At 56.8% G+C, this 18,139-nt stretch carries 14 protein-coding genes; 7 read left to right on the top strand and 7 right to left on the bottom strand.

The features are described from left to right. On the bottom strand, window positions 1-1,743 hold the full coding sequence (gene araD, locus Poly21_RS04710) for an L-arabinonate dehydratase (RefSeq protein ID WP_146405799.1): 1,743 nt from the start codon (window positions 1,741-1,743) through the stop codon (window positions 1-3). Window positions 1,744-1,788: 45 nt separating this feature from the next. Here araD and Poly21_RS04705 point away from each other — a divergent pair, with 45 nt between their 5' ends. Continuing rightward, entirely contained in the window at window positions 1,789-3,495 is a 1,707-nt protein-coding gene (locus Poly21_RS04705; RefSeq protein WP_302117585.1) for a GntP family permease, read from the top strand. A gap of 152 nt (window positions 3,496-3,647) precedes the next feature. On the opposite strand, the gene Poly21_RS04700 is transcribed toward Poly21_RS04705, so the two are convergent. The 5 genes from Poly21_RS04700 to Poly21_RS04680 all read right to left on the bottom strand — a co-directional run bounded on the left by Poly21_RS04700 (window position 3,648) and on the right by Poly21_RS04680 (window position 10,041). Next, window positions 3,648-4,883 (bottom strand): Zn-dependent hydrolase, encoded by a 1,236-nt coding sequence (locus tag Poly21_RS04700; protein WP_146405797.1) that lies wholly within the window; start codon window positions 4,881-4,883, stop codon window positions 3,648-3,650. Window position 4,884: 1 nt separating this feature from the next. Then, entirely contained in the window at window positions 4,885-6,807 is a 1,923-nt protein-coding gene (gene asnB / locus Poly21_RS04695; RefSeq protein WP_146405796.1) for an asparagine synthase (glutamine-hydrolyzing), read from the bottom strand. Between the two features lie 38 nt (window positions 6,808-6,845). After that, the gene (locus tag Poly21_RS04690) at window positions 6,846-7,892 is read right to left on the bottom strand and encodes an aspartate/ornithine carbamoyltransferase family protein (protein ID WP_302117584.1); all 1,047 of its coding nucleotides are present in this window, start codon (window positions 7,890-7,892) and stop codon (window positions 6,846-6,848) included. Between the two features lie 134 nt (window positions 7,893-8,026). After that, window positions 8,027-9,532: a sodium:solute symporter family protein gene (locus Poly21_RS04685; protein WP_302117583.1), complete on the bottom strand. Its 1,506-nt coding sequence runs from the start codon at window positions 9,530-9,532 to the stop codon at window positions 8,027-8,029. Then, window positions 9,529-10,041, bottom strand: coding sequence for a hypothetical protein (locus Poly21_RS04680; protein WP_146405794.1), 513 nt, complete (start codon window positions 10,039-10,041; stop codon window positions 9,529-9,531). The genes Poly21_RS04685 and Poly21_RS04680 overlap by 4 nt, the downstream gene beginning before the upstream one ends. A 321-nt stretch (window positions 10,042-10,362) precedes the next feature. On the opposite strand from Poly21_RS04680, the gene Poly21_RS27025 reads away from it, so the two are divergent. The 6 genes from Poly21_RS27025 (at window position 10,363) to Poly21_RS04655 (ending at window position 16,387) form a co-directional block, all read left to right on the top strand. Continuing rightward, on the top strand, window positions 10,363-10,761 hold the full coding sequence (locus tag Poly21_RS27025) for a hypothetical protein (RefSeq protein ID WP_302117581.1): 399 nt from the start codon (window positions 10,363-10,365) through the stop codon (window positions 10,759-10,761). Window positions 10,762-11,188: 427 nt separating this feature from the next. Then, window positions 11,189-12,343 carry an ABC transporter permease gene (locus Poly21_RS04675; protein WP_146405793.1) on the top strand — a complete coding sequence of 385 codons (1,155 nt, stop codon included), beginning with the start codon at window positions 11,189-11,191 and terminating at the stop codon, window positions 12,341-12,343. A 20-nt stretch (window positions 12,344-12,363) separates the two neighbouring features. Continuing rightward, a complete protein-coding gene (locus Poly21_RS04670) occupies window positions 12,364-12,900 on the top strand; it encodes a hypothetical protein (protein ID WP_146405792.1) in 537 nt (178 codons plus the stop codon). A 3-nt stretch (window positions 12,901-12,903) separates the two neighbouring features. Further along, a complete protein-coding gene (locus Poly21_RS04665; RefSeq protein WP_146405791.1) occupies window positions 12,904-14,463 on the top strand; it encodes an efflux RND transporter periplasmic adaptor subunit in 1,560 nt (519 codons plus the stop codon). Continuing rightward, window positions 14,464-15,180, top strand: coding sequence for an ABC transporter ATP-binding protein (locus Poly21_RS04660; RefSeq protein ID WP_146405790.1), 717 nt, complete (start codon window positions 14,464-14,466; stop codon window positions 15,178-15,180). Between the two features lie 73 nt (window positions 15,181-15,253). Beyond that, a complete protein-coding gene (locus Poly21_RS04655) occupies window positions 15,254-16,387 on the top strand; it encodes an ABC transporter permease (protein WP_146405789.1) in 1,134 nt (377 codons plus the stop codon). Here the strand turns inward: Poly21_RS04655 and lnt are convergent. Then, a complete protein-coding gene (gene lnt, locus Poly21_RS04650) occupies window positions 16,277-18,121 on the bottom strand; it encodes an apolipoprotein N-acyltransferase (RefSeq protein WP_146405788.1) in 1,845 nt (614 codons plus the stop codon). The genes Poly21_RS04655 and lnt overlap by 111 nt on opposite strands. Between the last annotated feature and the right edge of the window lie 18 nt (window positions 18,122-18,139).

The following is an 18,139-nucleotide window of genomic DNA, read 5'->3' as shown; positions in this document are numbered from 1 at the left end:
TCAGAAAATATCCGGTTCAGGTGTTGGTTTACCGTGTTGAAGAAAATCGAAGTCGCAACCGTCGTTTGCCTGCGTGACATGTTTGCAAAAAAGTTGACCGTAGCCTCGCTCGTAGTGCAGTTCCGGCGGCGTCCAGGCGGCGCGCCGGCGAGCGAGTTCGTCGTCATCGACCAAGAGATCGAGGCGGCGCTCGTTGACATTGAGATGAATCTTGTCGCCCGTTTGCACTAGCGCCAACGGGCCACCTAGGTGGGACTCCGGCGAAACGTGGAGAATGCACATGCCATAGCTCGTACCGCTCATCCGTGAATCGGAAATTCGGACAAGATCACGAACGCCAGCTTTGAGCAAGCGATCGGGAATCGGCAACATGCCCCATTCCGGGAACCCGGGGGCACCGAGGGGGCCGGCGCTGCGGAGCACGAGTACCGAGTCGGCAGTGATATCAAGACTCTCGTCGTTCAAGCGGGCTTTCATGTCAGGGTAGTTTTCGAAAACAACTGCCGTGCCAGTATGGTCGAAAAGCCGAGGATCGGCGGCGGACGGTTTGACGACGCAGCCTTGCGGTGCCAAGTTACCGCGCAGAACAAAGGTTCCCCCGGCGGTGGAGACGGGGCGATCAAGCGAGCGGATGACGTCGTCGTCGTGCACCTCGGCATCGACGAGATTCTCACCGAGTGTTCGCCCACTGACGGTGAGGCAGGTTGTGTCGAGCAAGGATTCAATCTGTTTCATCAGTGCGGTCAATCCACCCGCGTTGTAAAAGTCTTCCATCAGGTATTTGTCGCCTGAGGGTCGCACGTTGGCCACCACAGGTGTGGATCGTGAAAGTTCATCAAAGCGATCCAGAGTCAGCGGAATACCGGCGCGTCGAGCCATCGCGATGACATGAATGATTGCGTTCGTCGAGCCACCGATCGCCATATCGGTGATGATTGCGTTGTCAAACGAGGCTGCCGTTAGCAGGCTTGATGGCTTCAAATTTTCCCAGGCCATTTCAACAATCCGGCGGCCGTATAACGTCGCCAGTCGTGAATGCTCTGACAATACTGCGGGAATTGATGAGGCCCCGGGGAGTGACATTCCCATCGCTTCGGCGATTGCGGTCATTGTCGATGCAGTGCCCATCGTCATGCAGTGGCCGGGTGACCTGGCGATAGCGTTTTCGATCTGGCACCACGATTGATCACAGAGATTTCCCGCCCGCCGCTCCGCCCAGTATTTCCACGCATCACTGCCGCTGCCAAGCGTTTCTTTTTTCCAACGGGCATTGAGCATCGGTCCAGCGGGAAAGAACATCGCAGGCAAGTCAGCGCTGATGGCCCCCATCAACAACGCGGGCGTCGTCTTATCACATCCCCCCATCAGGATCGCCGCGTCGATCGGATGGCAACGAAGAACCTCCTCGGTTTCCATCGCAAGCAGGTTGCGATAGAGCATTGTCGATGGCTTCATCAACATCTCGCCCAAGGACATCATTGGAACTTCGACAGGAAACCCGCCTGCCTGCCAGACACCGCGCTTTATTTCTTCGGCGCGATGCCGCAGGTGTGAGTGGCATGTGTTAAGATCACTCCACGTGTTGAGAATCCCGATGACCGGTTTTCCCATATAGTCGTCATCGGCGAGGCCCATTCCCTTGAGTCGCGAGCGATGCCCAAATGAACGTAGATCATCTGGCCCGAACCAACGATGGCTGCGCAGATTGGTGGGATCAGGCGACGAGGGGGGCGGGGTTGGCATGGATATAAATTAATTCTTCAGAACGTTGATTACGCGACTTACTTGATGCCCCCGCTCCTGATTCTCTTCATTGGCATGATCGTCGTTTTGACGGGAATCGTGTTTTTCCGTTGGCACGCGTTTTTATCGCTGATTGCAGCAGCTCTTGCAATCGCGCTACTTACTTCGCCGGCAACGATGATGCGACACGAGATCCGCCAGGTCGCGGCAGTCGTTGATGCTGACGACTTGGATGCCGGCTCGTTGAGCAGTGAAGCGATCGACGCCATGCAGCTGTCACCGGGGTCGTATCAGGTGCTCCGGGCTAACGCGGGCATGAACTCGGCAGCGTCTGCCGACCTCACACCGGTCGGCGTCATGCAGCTAGGGCTGGCTAACTCGGGCGCGACCATTGTCAGCCTAGACTCGGATTCGTTCGACTTGGAGCCGGGCGACCAATTAGTGCCCAATCAAGACTGGCAGAAAATTTCCGCATTCGCAAGTCGCAGCGTGGGGGCGCGTGTCGCCGACGGATTTGGTGACACCTGTCGCAAGATCGGAATTTTGATCGCGATGGCTGCGATCATTGGGCATTGCTTGCTCGTCAGTGGCGGTGCCCAACGAATCATCGACGCCGCCTGCTCGCTGCTGGGCGATTCACGAACATCGATCGGGTTCGTTATCAGCGGATTTGTGCTCGCCATTCCGGTGTACTTCGATACGGTATTCTACTTAATGATTCCGTTGGCCAAAGCACTCTACCGGCGGACAGGTAAGAACTACCTACTGTACGTGATGTCCGTCGTTGTCGGAGCCACGATGGCGCACTCAATGGTGCCCCCGACACCAGGCCCCCTGCTTGTTGCGAGTGAGTTGAACATTGACCTTGGCATCGCGCTCAAGGCTGGACTCGCTGTTGGCGTGATTTGCGCAGTCGTGGGCTATCTGTATGCCTTAGCGATTAATCGTCGCTGGACGGTGATACCGGAATTCGAGCTGACGTCACCTCAAGCTTCATCAGCGGAGAATGCAGCGGGTGAGGCGATTTTGTCCCAGCCGCTACCTCCGTTGTGGTTATCGTTATTACCCGTTCTATTGCCACTCGTTTTACTGGCAAGCGGCGCGGACTGGCAGGCGCTCGGGCTCGCGTCTCAGGGATCTGATTCGCCGGGGGAGGCGTCGTGGACCGCGACTGCGATTGCCTTTGCATCCGATAAGAATATCGCGTTGACGCTGTCTGCTGCCGTCGCACTGGTCTTGCTAGCGTGGTCTCCCAGACGCGATGGGGCGCCGTTGGCCAGTCATGTCCAAACGGCATTATCGGAAGCGGGCTCGATTATTCTGATCACCGCCGCCGGTGGGGCGCTTGGCCAAGTCATTCGTGAAACGGGAATCGCCGATGTTTTGGTAGACGAGATGCCACACCAAGGCTCGGGGTTAATGATCCTGTGCGTTGGTTTTTTTGTGACCGTCTTGATTCGGTTTGTCCAGGGCTCTGCAACGGTTGCGATGATCACATCGGTTGCGATCGTTGGCCCCATGGCGACGACGATGACGCTGCCGTTTCACCCCGTCTATTTGTTTTTAGCAATCGGTTGCGGATCCAAACCGCTGCCATGGATGAATGACAGCGGGTTTTGGGTGATTGGCCGATTGAGCGGCATGACTCCGAAGGAAACGTTGAAGACATTCTCAACCACACTGACTGTCATGGGAGTGGCAGGTTTCGTGGTGACGCTGATCGGCGCCACATTGTGGCCGATGGTGCAATGAGTGGGCGCGACCGTTTGGTCGGGCCTCGCGATGACTCATCCTCGTGATGATTCATAGTGCTGAGTGATCGCCACGCACAATTCTGCACCACACGCCGGCCACGTTCGACGCAGCTTCTGTCACTTCGCAGTCGAAGACGGTAAGGCTGACGTTCACTCGCTGTCTGCGAGACTCAAAAGTGTGTTCAGCATTAGATTTGCCCCTGCTTCGATGTCCGCCCATGCGGTCCACTCAGCGGGTGAATGGCTTTGGCCGCCTTTGCTGGGGACAAAAATCATGCCGACGGGCACCATGCGTCCCATGATCTGCGCATCGTGAGCGGCGCCGCTGTGCATGTGGTGGGCGTCGAGCCCGAGTCGTTCGCTTTGGCACGTGAGTTCTTCGACGATGTTGCCGCCACACTGAACAGGCTTCAAATAGCTCTTCTGTTGGAATTCGAACATCAGCCCGCGTCGGCGCGCGATCGCAGAGAGTGCCTTTTGAAACGATGCCGAGAGTTCCGCGAGAACCTCTTCAGACGTATCACGCACATCGAGTGAGAACTCGACCAGACCAGGTACCGTGTTTGCGGCGCCCGGCAATATCTGAGCCTTGCCGATGGTCGCGCGGCTGCGTGGTGAGCCATTCTCGTCCAAGATGCGCGGCACCTCGTGAGCGAAATCAGCCAGGCCCATGAAGGCGTCTTTACGCATCTCCATCGGCGTCGTCCCCGCATGATTGGCTTCTCCGCGGAACCAAACTGACCACGTGAATAGACCGGTGATCTCATCAACGATCCCAATCGGCTTTTTAAGATGGTCGAGGACGGGCCCCTGCTCGATGTGCAGCTCCAGATAACTCGCGATCGATTCAGGATCACGGGCCGCGTCGAGGGCCGCGAGCGGGTTGTAACCGTGCCGGCTCATCTCATCAGCAAGCTTCACTCCGTCGAGATCACTCATCGTCGCGAGCAATTCGGGATTGATCAGTCCGCAAACGGAGTGCGAACCGAACATACCGCCGAAGCGACCCTCTTCGTCACTGAACGCGATCAATTCAATCGTTCGCTTCAATGAGATCGCTTCCTCGTGCAATCGCCTCAAACACTCCAAACCAACAACAACGCCGAGCGTGCCGTCGAGCGCGCCGGCGCAGGGAACGGTGTCGATGTGAGAGCCGACCAAGACGCGGGGCGCGTTGGTAGTGCCGGCGTGGGTCGCGGTAACGTTGGCGGCACCATCCATCGACGCCGCCAAGCCTGCCGTCTCAATTCGGTTTGTCAACCAGCGTTTGCCTTCGATATCGGCATCGGTGAACGCCATTCGGTAGATGCCGCGGTCCGCGGCGTTGCGACCGATTTCCGCAAGCGTGAGAATGTCCGACTTGATGCGTTCGAGTTCAACTTTCATCTCAGTCCACTGCGGGTAGGGGTTGGCCTTCGACGTATTGGCCGTGCAGCATATGCAACTGCAGTACGTGGTTGATGATGATGTCGTTGCGACGCGCAATCGTACCGTCGGTTTCCCGCCACGCGTCATTAATGAAGCGAGTAACAGATTCGCCATCGAAAAAACCGAGCTCATTGATCCGTTCCGGAGTCAGCCAATGATCGATCATCTCCTGCACGGCAGCCCGTTTGACAGGATCCGTATGAGCGGGCGGAGCCATGAAAGCGAATTTCTTTCGTTCATACAGTTCGCGTGGGAGCACATTGACCATGGCTTCTCGGAGTACCCACTTTTCAACTCCGCCCCGGATGCGAACCTCCGGTGGGATGGTGGTCGCATACTCGGCAAGATGATGGTCCAAGAATGCTGGCCGCGCCTCCATCGAATTGGCCATGTCCATACGGTCGCCACCCCAGGTCAGAATCTGGCCTTCGAGCATGGTCTTGCTCCAGGTGTACTGAGAAATATCGAGCCGGTGCCGGCCGCTCACCGCAGCAGGGTCAATCGCGCCGGCAATCTCAGCAATCGGGTCGTACTGGCTTAGCAGATCCTTGAGATCGTTCGATAGAAGCGGTGAGAACCGCTGCAGTACCAGCATCCAGGGCTGCAGCCACGATGGTGTAAATCCGCATAAGTCCTGCCACGCCTCATGCTGCTGGTCTTCCTCGGCGAGAATAGCGCCAGCAAACACACCTGCTTCTTCACCATCACGCCCGAGCCAATCGCGTTTGAAAAAGGGATAACCACCGAAGAGTTCGTCACTGCCCTCACCTGTGATGACGGCTTTGTAGTTACACGCACGCACGCGCCGACTCATGTGCCATTTCGCGACCGCCAACGTATTGTAAAAAGTCCGCTCGGCATGCCACGTCGCCCGTTCGAAGGCGGGGCCATAGAGTTCCTTTTCGGTCAGACGCAGGAGTTCTTGTTCGGCCCCAGTGCGATCGGCCATCAATTTGGCGATATTCGATTCATCGTACTCGTCGCTGTCGAAGGCGATCGTAAAGGCTTTGACCGGCGACTGCATCAACGTCGTCGCCAGCCCTAGAATTGAGCAACTGTCGATGCCGCCCGAGAGATAGCAACCGACGGGCACGTCGGCTTCCAATCGCGTGGCAACAGCGTCAATCAATCGATCCTGTACTCCCTGTACGTATTCAGCGGGATTCGGATTCGGATCATGCGAATCAGGGAATGTGAAATCCCACCATCGCTGGGTGTCAATCTCGAGTCGTCCATCGCGCAATTGGGCCACCAGCATATGGCCTGGTTGCAACGCATGCACACCCTCAAATGCTGTCGAACCCGGCACCATCACCTGCATCATCTGATGGATCGCTGCATGCGGGCACAATTTGGCCGGGACATCGGGATGCTGCAGGATCGATTTCACCTCCGATCCCCATACAAGCCCATTGTCTCCCGCGGCATAGTAGAGCGGCTTGATCCCAAACCGGTCCCGAATCAAGATCAGCCGCTGTTCGCGATGGTCGTAGAGCACGATGGCAAACTCGCCACGGAGGTGCTCAACCATTCCCAGACCGTACTTAAGGTACAGCGGTAGCGTGATCGCGCTGTCACTCTTGCCATTGCACTCGAATTTCTCACAGGCCAGCTGCGTACGGATGGTCTTGTAGTTGTAGAGTTCTCCATTGACGGTCACGGCGTAATCGCCGTCGGTTGTCGAGATGGGTTGATGCCCGCAATCCAAACCAATGATCGACAGCCGCGTGTGCCCAAGGGCGAGCCCTTGATCGACAAACAGTCGACTCCCGCGTTCGTCGGGACCGCGGTGGTCGAGCACGTCGAGCATGCCGTCGAGCGTCGAGCGGAGTTCGCGTTCGCTATTTCGTCGCGGGTTCCAGAAACCGGTGATGCCACACATGAGGGAGAGGGGGAGAGAGGAAATGGGGCGAGGGGAGATTAGGCGTTGTCGATGCCGGTGATGCGGTCGAGGCGATCGAGGACCGAGGCGAGCACGGCCTGGCGAACGAACACGGCGCCGGCTGCCTGAGCGAAGTACAGGTTGTGGTCGGTGTCATCCAGTTCGACCGACAGCTCTTTGTTACGAGCGAGCGGATGTAAGATCACCGCCCCTGGTTTGAGGTTGCTATTGCAATCCAGTTGGTAGCGAGCGTCTAGGTTTCGATAGCTATCGCCTAAAAACGCAATCGAGTTGACATAGACAACGTCGAGGTTTGGTAGGACTTGATGTACGTCGTTGGTGATGTCGATCGGAATGGGTGATTCTTCAATCGGTTCAGTCAAATCCAATCCTACTGGATCCGCCAGTTCAGAGATGATGGTGATCTTTTTAACCGAACCTGCGAACATCAGCGCGAGCCGCAAAAAGCTTTTGACCGCCCGCATCGAGCCGGGAGTGCCGATGATCCCGATATGGATTTGTTTGTCGGCGGGGCAGATGATGCGTGACAGATCCGGACGCCACTTCAACAATGCGTACCAATCGATCAAGGCCTGGGTAGGATGATGCCCCGACCCGTTGCCGGCATTGATGAGCGGACGATGCAGATTCTTACTGATTTCCTCCATCGAGTTCGTGTCAGGATGCCGCATAATCACGACGTCGCCGTAGGTATTGAACATTTCACCGATGTCTGCGATCGATTCCCCTTTGGCGATCCCAGTGACCTGTCCGTCGGGTACTGAGAGGACTTTGCCATCGAGCCTCAACACAGCACTCTCGAATGACAGCCGCGTCCGCGTGCTGGCTTCGAAGAAGGCGGTGATCGCAATTTTGCCGTCAAGTGGTTTATCCATCTCGACGTTTCGTGATTCCAATAGCGCCGCGAGCTGGGCGATGGCGGTCACTGTCCGGCGGTCGAGCTGCCGGGGATTCAGAATGGACTTGCCCGCGAGATCTGCGAGAGCTTCTCGATCCACAACGCCGTTGGTGACCGCCAAGAGCGGCTCGGGCCACAATCGCGGCCCTTTAGAATTGGCGGCCATCTCTGTCGTACTCACCATATCTGTTTGTCCCGCGTATCGATCACCAGGAAAACGATTAGTGTGACGATGCCGACACAAGTCAGCACCAAACCACCAATCACAAGAAATTGAAGCAACCAAAGTGGGAACATGTCTCACGCTCCCGCTGGAGAAACAGATGAGCTGCCATCGTCAGCGACGTCTTGGGGTCGCGTAGCGGGGGCAGATAACAACTTAAAATCGTAGCCATTGGGCCGCAGCCAAACCAGGACTGCAAATACGATTCCGGAAACCGCTGCACCGACAAGCGACGCCACCATCCAACCTATCAAGAAATAAGCCGCAAGTCCGATCAGGCTGCCAGCAACCATTGCGGAGGCTGCAGCGATGGGACCAGGACGTCGATAGTACAGTCCTCCGACGATCGGCCAAATGCAGCTACCCACAAGTGGCCCGGCAAAGAACAGCACAGTCGCCAAGTCAGACACATTGGGCAGTGCCACCGCCCAGGCCAGACCACCGAGGGCAACGATGCTCACCCCGGACCACAGGCGCTTCTGCCGCTGCGTGACGCTGCCCGGCACGAGCGGCTCAGCAATATCATTGACGACGAGGTCGGACGTCGCCGCCAGTAGTGAGTCAATGCTCGACGCCAACGAGCAGAACACGACGATAAACACGAGCACCGCACCGACATCACCGAGTAATGTTGCGGCGACCAATGGCCCCACTGTATCGGGCTGGCTGATGCCAATTCCCAGAGCCGGCGCCGCCAAGCCCAAGAAACCTGCGACGATGGGAATTGGCAACCAAAGCAGACCGCCCAACACGTAAGCTTTGGGGCCGACGCCTGCGCGCATTGCGAATGCTCGGCTCCACCAAACATTGCTGTGGAAGATCTCACCAAACCCAAAAAGCATGTTATTGAAAATAGCCATTAATGCTGCTGGAAAGAAGATCGATAGCAGCATCGGTCGATCGGCTTGCAATTTCTCGTGAACATCGGCAATCTCGACCTGCGACAGAACGGCAATCGTGACGACGACCAACCCGATCAAAATGATCAGGCTCTGGATAAAGTCAGTACCGATGACCGCATACATGCCACCGAAGAGTGTGTAAGCGACACATACCGTGATCACCACGGTCATCCCAACCTCGTAGGGAATCCCCGCCAACACCTCGAGCAACTTGCCGCCCGCCATTGACATCGAGATCAACCAAGTGATCGCGTAAAATAAAGAAATGATGAGAAACGGCACCGTCGCGACGAGGCCGTATCGCCGGCGCACAAACTCGACCGCCGTATAGCCCTCAGGCATCAATTGGCGGATACGACCGCTCATCGGTGCGAAGGCGAAAAGTCCGAAACTCGCCGTGCAATACGCTAGGGCGCCCCAAATGCCAAGTTGCAATGCGAATTGGGGAGCCAGCATTGTCGTGTTGGATGTGATCCAAGTCGCGACTGCGGTTGCGGTGCCAAGGGCGAGTCCGACGTTGCGTCCCGCCACCGCGAAACCTTCATACGTACTGGCTCGACGTCCCCACCAGATGCCCAATGCAATCCACAAGACACTGAAGATTGCGAGCATCGTGTACCCCGCCGTAGGCGAGAGGATCGGAGTCGCGGCGAGCATCCAAACGTCCTCATACACGGTCATTCAGTCGGTGCTCCTGAATTGCGAACTGATCGACGGCAGCTACAGGAGCCGTGCACAATGACGGCGATCAGAGCAAGAAAAACGACCAGCCCAACCGTGAAAAGGGACATTGCCTGCGGCATCGACCAGTGACGGACCATCACGATGGCGGGCTCGTCTGCGTGTCGCAGAATCTGTCCGTCCCGCGCTGCCACCGCAACATCGAACTGATAGTCACCATCGGGCAGGCCAGAAACAAACGCCATGGGAAGATGGCCGCGATAGTAGACCGTCCCCCGCTCATCCCAGACCATGTAGCTGGCATCGGTCGCGAGGGTGTTGCCGCCATCCTTGTGAAGGCTTTCACTACCGAGGACATCATTCCACTCGAGCGAAACGTACCCCTCTCGGACGTCGACAAACCTCGTTTGATTAAATGCGATTGCGGGCAGATCCGACGGATCTTTGGCGTCAACAGGCAGCGCCTGAAACAATAGGAAAACCGTTAGACCGAGTGTTTTCGCTCGCATCAAAACGTTGTGCAAGATTCGCCGCCCAGCGTCTGGGCCGCAAAAACCACGTGCCTTTGTTATGGGTGAAAGTGGATTAGGTCCGCCGGCGAGATCCACAAATGAAAAATAGGAAATTTCGTTGCAGCAACAAACTAACACGATGCTTCCAGGAGCGAAACCGCAGCGAGACACGTCACGAACCTCTCCCCGCTCCGAGCGGGCATGCAGCACGTGATGGATCGCCACCGAACGCCATTTAGCAAAGTTGTACCGTCATTGTGATTCAACGTGTCGTGATTCAACTTGCAGTCACTGCTCTTCTGAGTTATGTTGGCAAGTATGAGATCCGCCCTAATCGCCCTGCTGTTGATCGTCAATTTGCTGACGTGCCCACTGCGTTGCACCTCATGTGCAGCGAATGTGAGCGTCAGTGAGCAGTCGGCGCCAGCGATTTGTCGTTGTTGCTCCGATGCGGAATGTGCGGCGGATCCAGAAGCACCTGTGCCATGTAGCGATGACTGTGGCTGTGAAAATTGCATTTGTGAAGGTGCTGTGCTCGAAGCGGACGTGGAACTATCCAGTCCGATGGAGTATTCCGTTGGCGAACCGCCGCTGCATTGCGTAGCCGCGACCTTCTGTCGTCGACAAGCCAATCTGCTGGACCATCCAGCGTCTTCGGCGAGACCATTTCTCAGCGGTCGCGAGCTGCGCGTATCGCACCAATCTTGGTTGCTGTGAGTCGATTTTAAGTTCTCTTATCGCGGCCAGTTCCGCGGCGAGAACGTAGATCTGATTTGCCTGACCTCACCTCAAGCGCGTCTCGCAGGTTCGTCGTTTGCCACTAGGCACACTTTGGGCTGAGCGATCCGTCGAGCGTGAAGAAAACTTGGGACTGTCCAGTCATCGGAAGGGCGTGCGCGATTGGTCTCCTGCGCGGGCCGATACGAATCGGATCGACGTCTCCTCGTTCTACTTGCGAAGGTCAGCATGACTGTTCCAACGGCCATGCGAGCCGGAGTCAAGTAGGCGGTGACTGCTGGCATTCGACGCGTTTGGCCGCACGTTCCATCGCTCGCACAACCAACGTGTTCTGGTAGCGATCCTGATCTGGTCGCCATCGCGCCCAGAATTTTCCATATATTTCACACACGCAAATTCACTTAATATGCTGCTGCCTTGGGAGTACGGAGTTCGGAATCTGGCCCGGCGCCCGGTGCGAACGACGTTGACACTCGTCGCGCTGGCGACGGTGGTGATGTTAGTTTTTGTCGTCGTTGGTTTTATCCGCGGTCTGGAGCAATCGTTGTCCGTCAGTGGCGACGAGAACGTGGTGTTGGTGTACTCAGTGAACTCGGAGGAGAACATTGAGAACTCGTCGATAGCCGCCAGAACGCCATCACTCGTGGCAGCGAGTTTCGACTCAGTAGTCGATCGCTTCGGTGTCACCCATGTTTCACCTGAGTTGTACCTGGGCACTCGCGTGAAGACATCTGCTGGCGACGAAGGACTGGGATTGGTTCGTGGTGTGACCCTCGCTGCGCCCTTGGTGCGGCGTTCCGTTCAGCTCATCGATGGCAACTGGCCTGGTGAAGGGGAGGTCATGGTCGGACGACTGGCCGCAGCGAAGTTGGGCAGTAGTGATGATGCCATGAGCATTGGAAGCATCCTTGAGTTTGAAGGACACCAATGGACGATCGTTGGCCGCTTCGCCGCTGGCGGTGCCGCGTACGAGTCCGAGTTATGGTGCCAGCTCAGCGATTTTCAAACCGCAACGAAACGCCAGGATTTGAGTCTGGTGGCGATGTTGATGTCTCCCGGCGGCTCACTGGCGGAGGTCAAGCTATTCTGCAAGGAACGCATCGACCTGGAGCTTCACGCGATCGGTGAGACTGAGTATTACGCCACGCTACAACAGCACTACAAGCCGGTCCGGATCCTGGCCTGGTTCGTGGTGGTAATGGTTTCCGGGGCGGGAGTCTTTGCAGGGTTGAACATGATGTACGGCGCTGTGGCCGGGCGGATACGCGAGATTGCCACTTTGCAAGCGATTGGATTTCGCCGCCGCGCGATCTTGATCAGTTTAATCCAGGAAGGCGTATTACTGGCGGCGGCCGGGTCATTGCTATCGGGTGTGGTAGCGCTGACCATGCTCAACGGCGTGGCGGTACGATTCACGATGGGTGCGTTCACCTTACGCATCGACAGCGTTGCCATCCTCATCGGATGCGGCGTTGGTTTGTTGTTAGGCGTCTTGGGTGCGTTACCCCCGGCGCTGAAGGCGTTGCGAGCTGAAGTCGCAACAAGTTTGAAAGCTGTTTAGTTTCCCTTTGGAGAGTTGAGATGAAGATGTTTTTAAGTCGAAGTGTTGGTATGTGCGTCGCTGCGGCTCTGGTCGTTGCGTCGGGTTGTCAGAAGAGTTCGGACGTAGCCTCAGTCGGCGACACTGATGCAGGTGCGCCCCAATCGGCCTATATCGTTGATCTGGAGCCGACCGGAGCAATGCCGGTCGGCGAAGCACGTGAGAAGTCCGAGGATGGCCAAGAAGTTACCTTGGTTGGGTTGATCGGCGGCTCTTCGGAACCTTTTGTCGACGGGCTAGCGGCGTTCACGATTGTCGATCCCAAAGTACCGTACTGCGCCGCCGACGAGGGCTGTCCCACACCATGGGACTACTGCTGTCATACCGACCAGGTCGCAGACAACATCGCGACTATCAAGATCGTTGATGAATCCGGATCGCCGGTCGCGCAGGATGCCCGAGAGCTGTTGGGAGTCAAAGAGTTGTCCACCGTCGTGATCAAAGGCAAGGCGAAACGCGACGACCAAGGCAATCTCTCGGTCGCCACCAGCGAAGTATTCGTCCGTCCAGGTGCGTAAGTCATGACCAGTGCCCCACTCGATCTCAGTCAATTAGCGCTCGATCGCGCACCTCAGGGTGAGCGAGAAGAGACACGTCCTCGACGCCGTCAATGGTTGACACGGTATGTGCTGCCGGCAGTCATTCTGCTGGGTTTCCTAGCACTTCTCGTAGCAGCCGCTGGGCGAGGCCTATTGTCTCGTCAGGACGTGACAGTGATTCCTGTGATTGTTAAACGCGCGACGATTCAGCAAGCGGGAACTCCATTGTTCCAAGCACCGGGCTGGATTGAACCGCGTCCCACGGCGATTAGCGTTGCGGCGCTCGCACCTGGCGTGATCGAAGAATTGCTGGTGGTGGAGGGGCAAGTCGTGGAGAAGGGCGAACCGGTGGCGCGGTTGATCTCCATCGACGCCGAGTTAAACGTCGAGCAAGCGAAAGCATCGCTTGCAATTCGGCAAGGTGAGCTGAACGGTACTCAGGCCGAACTCGACGCCGCGATGATTCGCGTCGCCAATCCGGTGCATCTGCAGGCTCCGTTGGCAGACGCCCACAGTATGCTGGCGAAGGCCAAGACAGAGCTTGCCAAGCTGCCATTTTTGATCAGTTCCGCCGAGGCCAAATTAGAGTACGCCTTAAGCAGCATGGAGGGCAAACGCTCCGCAAAGGGCGCCGTCTCCGATCGTGTCATCGCCTTGTCTGAGAGTGATTACGCGTCTGCGAAGGCTGATCTCCTGGAGCTGCGAGACCGCCAACCCAACTTGCAGCGTGAGGTTGACGCCTTGACGGACAAGGTCGACGCACTCGAGCGACAATTGGAATTACTGATCGAGGAAAATCGACAGGTCGCTGCAGCGAAAGCGAAGGTCGAATCTGCCGAGGCGCTCGTCAAAGAAGCTGCTCTGAAAGTTCGACAGGCAGAACTCGCTTTACGGCGAAACGTGGTCTTAGCTCCGGTCAGTGGACGAGTATTGAGTCTGGTGGCTGCACCTGGGACGCGCGTGATGGGACTCGATTCTGTGGCCGGGCAGAGCTCCAGCACGGTGGTCGAAATGTACGAGCCCAGTCGGCTTCAGGTGCGAGTCGACGTTCGACTGGAGGATGTGCCATTGGTCATGCGGGGCCAAGAGGTAGAGATAGAAACCGCATCGAGCAAAAACATCATTGCCGGCCGTGTGTTGCAATCAACGAGCTCGGCAAACATCCAGAAAAATACACTTGAGGTGAAAGTGGAGTTGATCGATCCTCCAATCACTGTCAGTCCCGAAATGCTGGTCACGGCAACCTTCATGGCACCGCTGACTGAATCAGGTGCCGATGAGGATACGATGAGCGAGCGGCTATTCGTACCCGTCTCGCTCCTTCAGGAGAGTGATGCAGAGGCTTTTGTTTGGATCGTTGACGCCAACGAAAGCGCGCAACAGCGTATCGTCGAAGTGGGAAGTGAAACCGCCGACGGGCTCATTGAAATCAAAGCCGGTCTGCAGGTTACCGACAAATTGATTACCTCAGGGGTGGGAAGTCTCACACCAGAAAGCCCGGTGAACGTGTCCGGGGACGATCCAAGGTTAGGAGTGAATTAAATGGCATTGGTAGAACTTCGCGGCGTCAGCAAAAGTTTCCGAAAAGGCGAGGAGACGATCACGCCGCTCGACAACATTGATCTGGACATTGAAGCGAGCGAGTTCGTTTCATTGATGGGTCCTAGCGGCACCGGCAAGAGTACGTTGCTAAACCTTGTCAGCGGGATTGACCGCCCGGATGCGGGGTCAATCACCGTCGACGGAACGGAGGTGACTAAGTTGTCGCGTAGCAAACTTGCTGATTGGCGTGCAGCAAATCTTGGTTATATCTTTCAGACTCATAATCTGATTCCCGTGCTGACAGCCTACGAAAATGTGGAGCTGCCGACACTGCTGTTAAAGCTAACGTCAACTCTGCGGCGGCAACGTGTCGAACTCGCACTTGACGCGGTGGGTTTGAGTGATCGGGCCGACCACTATCCACGGCAACTCTCCGGTGGCCAGGAGCAGCGAGTTGGTATTGCCCGCGCTATTGTGGCGCATCCGAAGGTCGTTGTCGCTGATGAACCCACCGGTAGCCTCGACACCGAGACCAGCGAGCAAGTTCAAGTGCTATTGCAACGATTGAACCAGGAGCTCGATATCACGCTGTTGATGGTTACTCATGACCAAGACGTGGCGAGCATTGCGTCTCGTCAGTTGGTACTCGACCGCGGAAAGTTTCTGCCCCGGGGAGCGTCGCCGGCGTCTGATTCCAAGTTAGAACCCATCCATTAGCAAGCAACTGTACACGACGCAATTGAATTAATGCTGCTCCCGTGCCTCCTCCTCTACCGCCGCTCCCGATCTCATGTTCACCTACGTCTTCAAAACGCTTTGGCGCCATCGCACTCGCACGCTCCTGACCGTATCAGGCGCCGCAGTAGCAATGTTTGTATTTTGTTTCGTCGGCTCAGTGCAGGAGGGCTTGCACCGGCTAACAGCGGGCGCGGACGCGAATCGCAGTCTAATCGTTTTTCAGGAAAACCGTTTCTGTCCGACGAGTAGCCGCCTACCGGAGGACTACGCAAACAAGATCAGGGATGTGGCGGGGGTGAAGGAGGTAATGCCCATTCAAGTCTGGACTAACAACTGCCGCGCCAGTCTTGATATTGTCGTGTTCAATGGTGCCGATCCGGAGCAGATTCAGAAGACTCGTCCGATCAAGCTCACCAGTGGGTCATGGCAGCAGTTTGCCTCGCAGCGCGACGCCGCGATTGTCGGTCGCAATGTCGCCCAACGACGTGGGCTTTCGGTTGGTGACCAGTTCTCAATTGGCGATGTTTCAGTCAAGGTTGCAGGTATTTTCGAGTCGACCGTGCCATCAGAAGAGAACCTGATCTACACGAGCCTCCTGTTCTTGCAGTACACCCGCGGGCTCGATGCCGCGGGGCTGGTAACGCAACATGAAGTTTTGTTGAGCGAAGACGCCGACCCTGATCAAGTCGCGACGGAAATTGACTCCGCATTGCGAGCGGGCACCGTGGCGACCAAGACGCGACGAAAAGGCGCCTTTCAAGCCAATACGCTTTCAGACTTGGTCGATCTCATCGGGTTCGCACACTGGTTAGGTTACGCGTGCGTGGCGCTTGTGCTGTCTCTCGTCGCGACAACAACAGTGATGAGCGTACAAGACAGAATCAAGGAATACGCGGTATTGCAGACAATTGGCGTGCGCCCCGTTCGCGCGATGCGACTGGTGTTGGCTGAGAGTACCGTCCTGTGCGTCGTCGGTGGGGTGCTGGGCACAGCAGCCGCATTGCTCGCATTGAGCTTGGGTGGGTTTGCAATCGGGGCGGAAGGTGCCACGATTGCGTTTCGTCCATCGCTTGGCTTAGCGTTGACGGGTGGCCTCGTTTCCTTGCTCGTCGGAATTGTTGCCGGCCTCGCCCCCGCGATCCAAGCTGCCACGGTACCGATCGTAGATGCTTTGCGACAGGCATGAAAACGAGGCGACAAGCCAAACCATCCCCATCAGGCTGGCGGGCAATGCTCCATAGCGAACATAGGGACTCACACGAGTGTCGATCTCTGGCTGGGCAACAATTTCCCCAGCCGTGCCCGCTGGTAACTGCTCGACGATTCTCCCGCTGCTGTCTATCCACGCCGTTGGGCCTCCATTGGCGGCCGATAAGATCGGGCGTCTACATCCAATCGCAACCATTTGTGCGCAGCGCAGGTGGTGCTCAATGACAGCTGAGTTGTCAAACCAGGCGTCGTTCGTCAGCGTGAGAATTACTTGCGGTAGAAGGTTGGGATCGCGGTCTAAAATGGCTCGCATGTGATTCACCGAAATCCGTTCCACTGCAGTTTCGATGCATAGGTTTGGCAATGCCCGGAGGGTCCCGATCTCGAAGACTGCAGGATCCGTGCCGGCATCAAGTCCTAAGCCAGCTGGCACAAACTCTTTGAGTCCTGGGATTGATTTGATCAATGGGATGTACTCACCAAACATGACCAGGTGGTTTTTGGCGTAGGTGCTGCGGACCTGCCCGTCAGGATCGACCAACACAATCCCGCTGAACTGCTTGGCGGTAGGACCGTACTTCACAATTCCGCAACCACCAACGATGGCCGGAGGTGGAAACGGAGTACCGTGGGACATGGCCGCCTGGAGATTCTCGTTGCGGCCGACAAAGTCATCTTGTGACTCCGTGATGATTTGACGCAACTGATCGACGGTCAGTCGTCGACCTTGTCCGCCTTGTGCCAGTTCGGCAGGTACTTCGAGGTCCGCTTCGGCGATATACCAAGGCTGGCCACCTGAAAGCATCGATTCCGGCCACACAACAGCGGCAATGGGTTGCGTACTGGCCGACACCGCCGCGATCGTTTGACGAGCAAACGCCGAAAAAATCTCCTGTTCACGGGCCAAGTCCTGCTGGTATTCCGTCTGCTCGTCGCGGCCGATCAGCATCAGCGTCGTGTTCGAGGCGATCGTTTCAAACCGGAGCGATGAAGCTCCGTATGTGTACGAGGCAGCGACTGCAAGGACAGCAATGGGCACAGAGGTTTGCCAGGCCTTACCAATCTGGACGCACTTGGCCGCTAGCTTTTCCTCGTGCGCTTCGGTGCGCCGCTGTGCGAACCATTGCCACGCGTCCGCGACCGCCACGCTCGTTAACACCAGCAGAAAACTCACCCCGTACGTCCCACAGAGATCCGCGATCTGGATCATCGTCGCTGACGGCATGGCTGTGAGTGAATGGCCTAGCATCAACACGGAGATGCCTGTGGCGAAATAATTCCGAACCCACTCACCGCCAACCCATAACACCGCCGCGATCAGGACAAAAGGAACGTACGCCAGTGGCATCCAGATTCCAGCGCAGCATGCTTTCGCAGCCAGATCGTTGTTTTGAGCAGACGAATGGAACCAACGCCGCAGCATGACGAAGAAAAGCAGAGGATAAATCGCCAGATACGCGGCCATCGCCAGGAGCGGAAACAGCATTAGCGGATGCGCGTAGCGAAGTCCCTGGAGCGACACCAGGTAATACACAAAGAACGATCCGTAAACCGCCACACGCCCACCGGTGATGGATGAGCGGGCCAAGTTGACGAGGGGGGCGAGCGCGATGAACGCTAGCGGCCAAAAATTAAATCCCGGGCCAGTCAGGAATAGCAGCAGCACCGTTACCGGGGCAGCAGTCCAGACGCGACTCCTTCGTGACTTCATAGCAAAACATCCGTGTGC

Source organism: Allorhodopirellula heiligendammensis (assembly GCF_007860105.1).
In the GTDB taxonomy this organism is placed as follows: domain Bacteria; phylum Planctomycetota; class Planctomycetia; order Pirellulales; family Pirellulaceae; genus Rhodopirellula; species Rhodopirellula heiligendammensis.
This window is presented reverse-complemented; position numbering and strand designations above follow the sequence as displayed.